Origin of the sequence: Parasphingopyxis sp. (assembly GCF_052168275.1) — a bacterium.
In the GTDB taxonomy this organism is placed as follows: Bacteria; Pseudomonadota; Alphaproteobacteria; order Sphingomonadales; family Sphingomonadaceae; genus Parasphingopyxis.
The window spans coordinates 1-5,625 of sequence record NZ_JBQLZM010000136.1; the positions used below are offsets into that span (position 1 = coordinate 1).

Here is a 5,625-nt window from a genome sequence, read left to right on the forward strand (position 1 = left end):
GCCGGCGGGCGAGGCACGGGCGGGCGCGGTGCTACGGTCGGCCGTTGGATGACTACCGGCGGCGGCGGCGTCACCACGACGGGAGGTGGCGGAACCGGAATTTCCGGCGGCGGCGGCGGCAATTCTTCCTCGGGAGGCGGCGGTTCGTCCTCGACGTCGAAAACGGTGAGGTCCTCCTGCACCTGCCTGGCGACCTTCACGGCCAAACCCGAAATCAGCGCATAGGCGAGGAGAACGTGAAGGATCGCAACAGCGACGATCGCCGTCAGCCTTCGCGAGCTCATCTTCTGATCAGCATAGGCCATTAAATTATGAAACTCCCTCCAAAGCCCGGTGTCCATAAAGCGCCAGTTCATCTGGCTTAGCAAAAAGGACAGTCATTCAACGCGAAGCGAACACTGCCCGAAGGACGTCGATTCCCTACCGTCGACAATCACGTTACGCAACAGTTACCCGCTTGGCCAGATACGATACAAGACGATTGTCCGCGCCCAATGTTCCAAAGGAGGATTTTGATGCCGAGACTCGCCAGTTTGATCATCGGTTTCGGACTGATCTTCACCGCCGTCGATGGCGCGGAATCTCAGGAGTTTACGGCGGCGCCGGATCTCACTTACGCCGACATGGCCGACCTGGCGCTGGGCGCCCCGATCGTCGCGCTGGCACGCGTCGAAAGGGCCCGCCGTCTGGACGCGGAGCGCGCGGTCGGCGTCGCGCCGAACCATGTCCGTTTCTACGTCGAGGTCGAATTGGATACCCTGATTCGCAGCCCCGATGCCGTGCCCGGCCGGGTCAGCTATCTCGTCGACGTCCCGCACGACGCCGATGGACGGCGCCCGCGGATCCGCGATCGGCAGGTTATCCTGCTGGCCGCGCCGGTGCCTGGCCGCCGCGGCGAACTCCAGCTGATCGCGCCCGACGCGCAGCTCGATTGGAGCGAGGATCGCGAACGTACGATCCGGAATATCCTGTCCGAAGCGGCGTCGGACGATGCGCCGGGCACCGTGACCGGCGTCGCCAACGCATTCAGCGTGCCCGGCACGTTGCCGGGCGAAAGCGAAACGCAGATATTTCTGGCGACGAGCGACGGGCGCCCGGTTTCGCTCAGCATCCTGCGCCGCCCGAACCAGGAACCGCGATGGGCCGTCTCGTTGAGCGAAATCGTCGAACGGGCCTCCCCGCCGCCGGCGCGCGACACGCTGCTCTGGTATCGCCTCGCCTGTTTCCTTCCCGACCGCCTGCCCGAAGTCAGCATGGAAAATCTGGATCGCGACCGGATGGCGGTCGCGCGCGCGGACTACCGGATGGTCATGGAGGATCTTGGGCCCTGCCCGCGGCAACGCGGTTGACGACGGGGCTCAGCCCGCTGCGAACAGGTTCGGAAAATCGCGCGCAAAGGCTTCCAGATGCGCGCCGCCGTCCACGAACAGCGTCTGCCCGGTGACCGCTTCGGCCTGGGCGAGCCAGGCGACCGCGTCGGCAACCTGGGCGGGCGCCGGCAACTTTCCGAGCGGCATGGCCTCGGCCGTGCGTTCGAGCATCTTGCCGTCATAGTCACTGGTCGGGATCGTCAGTCCGGGCGCGACCGCATTGACCCGGATATCGGGCGCGAGTTCCCGGGCGAGGATTGCGGTCAGCCCGGCAAGCGCCTGTTTGGACAGCGTGTAGCTGAACTGGTCGCCATGCGGATGCGCGATGCGCTGATCGAGGATGTTGACGATCACCGCGCCGCCCTTGCGCTTTTGCCCGGCGAAGCATTTGGCGAGGACGGCCGGCGCGGCGCAATTGATGGCATAATGGGAGAGCAGCGTGTCCATCGTCGCGCTTTCCGGCCGGTCGCCGCCGAACCGCGCGGCGCTGTTCACGAGCAGGTCCGGCGCCGACCCGAACCGGTCGGCCACCGCATCGACGAGATGTTCGGCCTGAACCCCATCCGAAAGATCCGCGACTATGCCCTGCCATTGCACGCCCGCCTGCTCGATCGCCGCCAGCAGCGACGGCTCGGGATCGGCATCCTCCGACGCGTGCAACGCGAGCGCATAGCCATCGCGGGCCAGACGCGCCGCGATCGCCGCGCCGAGGCGGCGGCATCCGCCGGTGACGAGCGCCAGCCTCACCGCCTGTTCCGGACCATCGTGATGCCGATCTCCTCGCCATTCTCCGAAATGGCGAGCTTCACGATGTTGACCGTCACCTGCAGGACACGTGTGTCCTGCAGAAAGATCGTGTCGGCGATATGGTCGGCCACCGCCTCGATCAGCGTGAAGTGACGATCCTTGGGCAGCGCGTCGGTCATCGCGTGCTTGAGGTCCATATAGTTTTTGGAGCGCGACAGCGGCGTATCCGGTTCGAACCGGTCACGCGCCTCCATGTCGGCCGACACCGATATGCGCAGCGGCTGCGGCAGCTTGGTCTCTTCGGAATAGATGCCGGTCAGGATCATGACTTCGACGTCGCGCACTTCGAGCCGCAGCATGTCGGTTCCCGGCTCGGTCATTTGGCTGGCCATAGATGATTCGCGCTTTCCTTTTGCCCGCGAACCGCTAATCGCCACGGCCGCCAAGGTAAATGGCAAGGTAAATGGCCAGCGATATTCCGTGATCACCCTCCAGCCTCTCTCCGCCGTCTCGCCCGATGCGATCGAAGCCCTGCTCGACCTCTCGTTCGGAGCAGATCGGCACGGGCGCACCGCCTATGCTGTCCGGGCGGGAACCGAACCGGACCGAGTGCTGTCCTTCGTCGCGCTGAGCGACGGCGCGCTGGCCGGATCGCTGCAAAGCTGGCCGGTCCGGCTCGACGCGCCCGACGGCCGATGCCGGCCGCTCGTCATGGTCGGCCCGGTCGCCGTCCATCCCGGTCACCAGAACCAGGGCATCGGCAAGCATATGACGCGGGTCGTGACGCAGCGGCTGGATCTCGCCGGCCGGTCGGCGATGATGATCGGCGATCCCGATTATTACGAACCCTTCGGCTTTCGCTCGGGGCCGGCCGGCGGCTGGACCCTGCCCGGCCCGGTCGAGCCGCACCGGATATTGCTGCGCGCGGCCGGCGACGACTGGCCCGCCGAAGGCCGCCTCGGACCGGATCTTTTGCGCTCGGGCGAGGGATTGCCTAACTAACGCCCATGGCCGCCCCTCCCGACAATCTTGGACCTCTCTCGCTGGACGCCATCGCGAAGCTGGCGGAGGACCGGAACCTGCCGCCGGTCGAGCAATGGCATCCGGAGCGCGAAGGCGAAATCGATATCCGCATCGCCCGCGACGGGACCTGGTATCACGAGGGCGATCCGATCAATCGCCCCGCCCTCGTCCGGCTGTTCTCGACAATCCTGCGCCGCGAGCCCGATGGCAGCCATGTGCTTGTCACACCAGGTGAGAGACTGACGATCGATGTGGAGGATGCGGCGTTCCTCGCGGTCGAGATGAAAATCGCCGAAGACCCGGCAGCGGGCCAGCAGGCGATATTCCGGCTCAACACCGGCGACATTATCGTTGCGGGTCCGGAACATTCCCTCGAACTGCGCGGCGAGGGCGAGGCGGCGCTGCCCTATCTCCACGTCCGCGGCAATCTCTGGGCGCTGCTCGCGCGGCCCGTCTATTACGAACTGATGGAGCGGGCGATCGCGCACGACCCGGTCGGCATTGCCAGCAACGGCGCCTTCTTTCCCCTCACCCCGGGGGGCACGCCCGCATGAGCCTGGTGACCCAGCTCCGCGCCCGGCTCGACCGGTCGCACGGCCTCGATCTCGATATCTTCGAATCGGACATTCGCGGCGAGGATATCCGCGCGCGGGGCGCGGCGGTGGACGCGGCGGTGTTGATCCCGGTCGTCGACCGCCCCGCGCCGACCGTCATCCTCACCCAGCGGACCGACGAACTGCCGAGCCATCCCGGGCAGGTGGCCTTTCCAGGCGGCAAGGTCGATCCCGGCGACGAGGGGCCGGTCGGCGCCGCGCTGCGCGAAGCGGAGGAGGAAATCGCCCTGCCGCGCGACCGGGTGGAACTGGTCGGCACGACCGATCTCTACCTGACCGGCACCGGGTTCCATATCACGCCGGTCATCGGCGTCGTCCCGCCCGGCATCGATCTCGTGCCGGAAGCGGGCGAGGTCGCCGCGATTTTCGAAGTGCCGCTCGAAACGCTGCTCGATCCGGCGAACTACCGGGAACGCGAAATCGAGTGGCAGGGACGCCTGCGCCGCTATCACGAAATGTACTGGGAAGACCGCCGCATCTGGGGCGTGACGGCCTCGATCATCATGAACCTGTCGCGCCGGCTGCGTGCGGCGACAGAAGGTTCCTCCCTGTCGCGCAGCGATGGGAAGAATTTGAGATGAGGCTGCCCGATTCCGAATGGCGGCACTGGCCGGGGATGGACGCGCTGCTGGCGGCGCTCGATGCCGAACGGGGCAAGGTCCGCTTCGTCGGCGGGGCGGTGCGCGACAGCCTGCTCGGGATCCCGGTCGAGGATGTCGACTGCGCGACCGTCTTTCCGCCCGAAGACGTGATGCGGCGGCTCCAGGCGGCCGATATCAAGGTCGTGCCCACGGGCCTCAAGCACGGCACCGTCACCGCCGTCATCGGCGGCAAGCCGATCGAAGTCACGACCCTGCGCCGCGATGTCGACACCGACGGCCGGCATGCGACGATCGAATATAGCGAGGATTGGGAAGAGGATGCCGCGCGCCGCGACTTCACGATCAACGCGCTGTCCGCCGATCCGCTGTCCGGCGAGATATTCGACTATTTCGGCGGCGAGGCGGACCTCGAGGCGCGCCGCGTGCGCTTCATCGGCCTGCCCGCCGAGCGGATCGCCGAGGATCATTTGCGGATATTGCGCTTTTTCCGCTTCCATGCACGCTTCGGCGCCGGCCTGCCCAACCCGGCCGGCCTCGCCGCGGCGGAAAAATACGCCAAGAGCCTGATGGCGCTGTCGCGCGAGCGCATCGCCGACGAATTGCTCAAGATCCTCGCCCTGCCCGATCCGTCGGACACGGTGGCGCTGATGATCGAGCGCGGCATCTTCGCGCCCGTGCTGCCGGAGGTCGTCAGCGCCGACGGGCTGGTCCGGCTGATCGGCCGCGAGCAGGCCTTCGACCAGCCCGGCGACCCAATCCGCCGCCTCGCCGCCCTGCTGCCGCCCGAACCCGATACGGCGCGGAGCGTCGCCACCCGGCTCAAGCTCTCGCGCGCCCAGCGCACCCGCCTGGCCACGGCGACCGCGCGCATACCCGGCGACACCGCCGAGCCCCGCGCCCTCGCCTATCGCCACGGCATGGAGGGCGCGATCGACCGGCTGCTGCTCTGCCCGACCAACGATATCGTCACCGGCAACGCCCTCGCCCATCTCATCGCCAACCCGCCGCCCGCGCAGATGCCGCTCAAGGGCGGCGAGCTGATCGCGATGGGCGTGGAAGCGGGCCCCGAGGTGGCGGCGAAGCTGCGGGAGATCGAGGAAGCGTGGATCGCCGAGGATTTTCCGGACGAGGCGCGGGTGCGGGAGATTGCCGGCGCGCTGATCTCCTAGCGGGCGACAACAATGGAGAGGGTGGGATATGGCAAACGCAATCAGAGGAAGCTGCCTGTGTGGATCGGTAGCGTTCGAAATCACGGGCAAGATCGGCCCG

The 5,625-nt window shown here is 67.1% G+C and carries 7 protein-coding genes and 1 pseudogene; 5 read left to right on the top strand and 3 right to left on the bottom strand.

Going from position 1 to position 5,625, the window contains the following annotated elements:
* A pseudogene (locus ACTS1X_RS12330) lies at positions 1 to 341 on the bottom strand (hypothetical protein); the annotation flags it as partial.
* Between the two features lie 174 nt (positions 342 to 515).
* Here ACTS1X_RS12330 and ACTS1X_RS12335 point away from each other — a divergent pair.
* Positions 516 to 1,349, top strand: coding sequence for a hypothetical protein (locus ACTS1X_RS12335; RefSeq protein WP_442614698.1), 834 nt, complete (start codon positions 516 to 518; stop codon positions 1,347 to 1,349).
* 9 nt (positions 1,350 to 1,358) lie between these two features.
* Here ACTS1X_RS12335 and ACTS1X_RS12340 read toward each other — a convergent pair whose 3' ends face one another.
* Positions 1,359 to 2,117 carry an SDR family oxidoreductase gene (locus ACTS1X_RS12340; RefSeq protein WP_442614699.1) on the bottom strand — a complete coding sequence of 253 codons (759 nt, stop codon included), beginning with the start codon at positions 2,115 to 2,117 and terminating at the stop codon, positions 1,359 to 1,361.
* Complete coding sequence (locus tag ACTS1X_RS12345; RefSeq protein ID WP_442614700.1) at positions 2,114 to 2,497, bottom strand: dihydroneopterin aldolase; 384 nt, start codon at positions 2,495 to 2,497, stop codon at positions 2,114 to 2,116. Before ACTS1X_RS12345 ends, ACTS1X_RS12340 begins: the two co-directional genes overlap by 4 nt.
* Positions 2,498 to 2,597: 100 nt before the next feature.
* On the opposite strand from ACTS1X_RS12345, the gene ACTS1X_RS12350 reads away from it, so the two are divergent.
* From ACTS1X_RS12350 to ACTS1X_RS12365, 4 genes are read left to right on the top strand one after another with little or no spacing between them, the layout of a single operon-like run.
* Entirely contained in the window at positions 2,598 to 3,119 is a 522-nt protein-coding gene (locus ACTS1X_RS12350; protein ID WP_442614701.1) for a GNAT family N-acetyltransferase, read from the top strand.
* 5 nt (positions 3,120 to 3,124) lie between these two features.
* Positions 3,125 to 3,694, top strand: coding sequence for a DUF1285 domain-containing protein (locus ACTS1X_RS12355; RefSeq protein WP_442614702.1), 570 nt, complete (start codon positions 3,125 to 3,127; stop codon positions 3,692 to 3,694).
* Positions 3,691 to 4,335: a CoA pyrophosphatase gene (locus tag ACTS1X_RS12360; RefSeq protein ID WP_442614703.1), complete on the top strand. Its 645-nt coding sequence runs from the start codon at positions 3,691 to 3,693 to the stop codon at positions 4,333 to 4,335. Before ACTS1X_RS12355 ends, ACTS1X_RS12360 begins: the two co-directional genes overlap by 4 nt.
* Entirely contained in the window at positions 4,332 to 5,525 is a 1,194-nt protein-coding gene (locus ACTS1X_RS12365; protein WP_442614704.1) for a CCA tRNA nucleotidyltransferase, read from the top strand. The genes ACTS1X_RS12360 and ACTS1X_RS12365 overlap by 4 nt, the downstream gene beginning before the upstream one ends.
* Positions 5,526 to 5,625: the final 100 nt, after the last annotated feature.

Excerpts from the sequence above, each read along its gene's own strand:
- ACTS1X_RS12335 (WP_442614698.1), top strand. The coding sequence starts at position 516 with ATGCCGAGACTCGCCAGTTTGATCATCGGTTTCGGACTGATCTTCACC.
- ACTS1X_RS12345 (WP_442614700.1), bottom strand. The coding sequence starts at position 2,497 with ATGACCGAGCCGGGAACCGACATGCTGCGGCTCGAAGTGCGCGACGTC.
- ACTS1X_RS12355 (WP_442614702.1), top strand. The coding sequence starts at position 3,125 with ATGGCCGCCCCTCCCGACAATCTTGGACCTCTCTCGCTGGACGCCATC.
- ACTS1X_RS12360 (WP_442614703.1), top strand. The coding sequence starts at position 3,691 with ATGAGCCTGGTGACCCAGCTCCGCGCCCGGCTCGACCGGTCGCACGGC.
- ACTS1X_RS12365 (WP_442614704.1), top strand. The coding sequence starts at position 4,332 with ATGAGGCTGCCCGATTCCGAATGGCGGCACTGGCCGGGGATGGACGCG.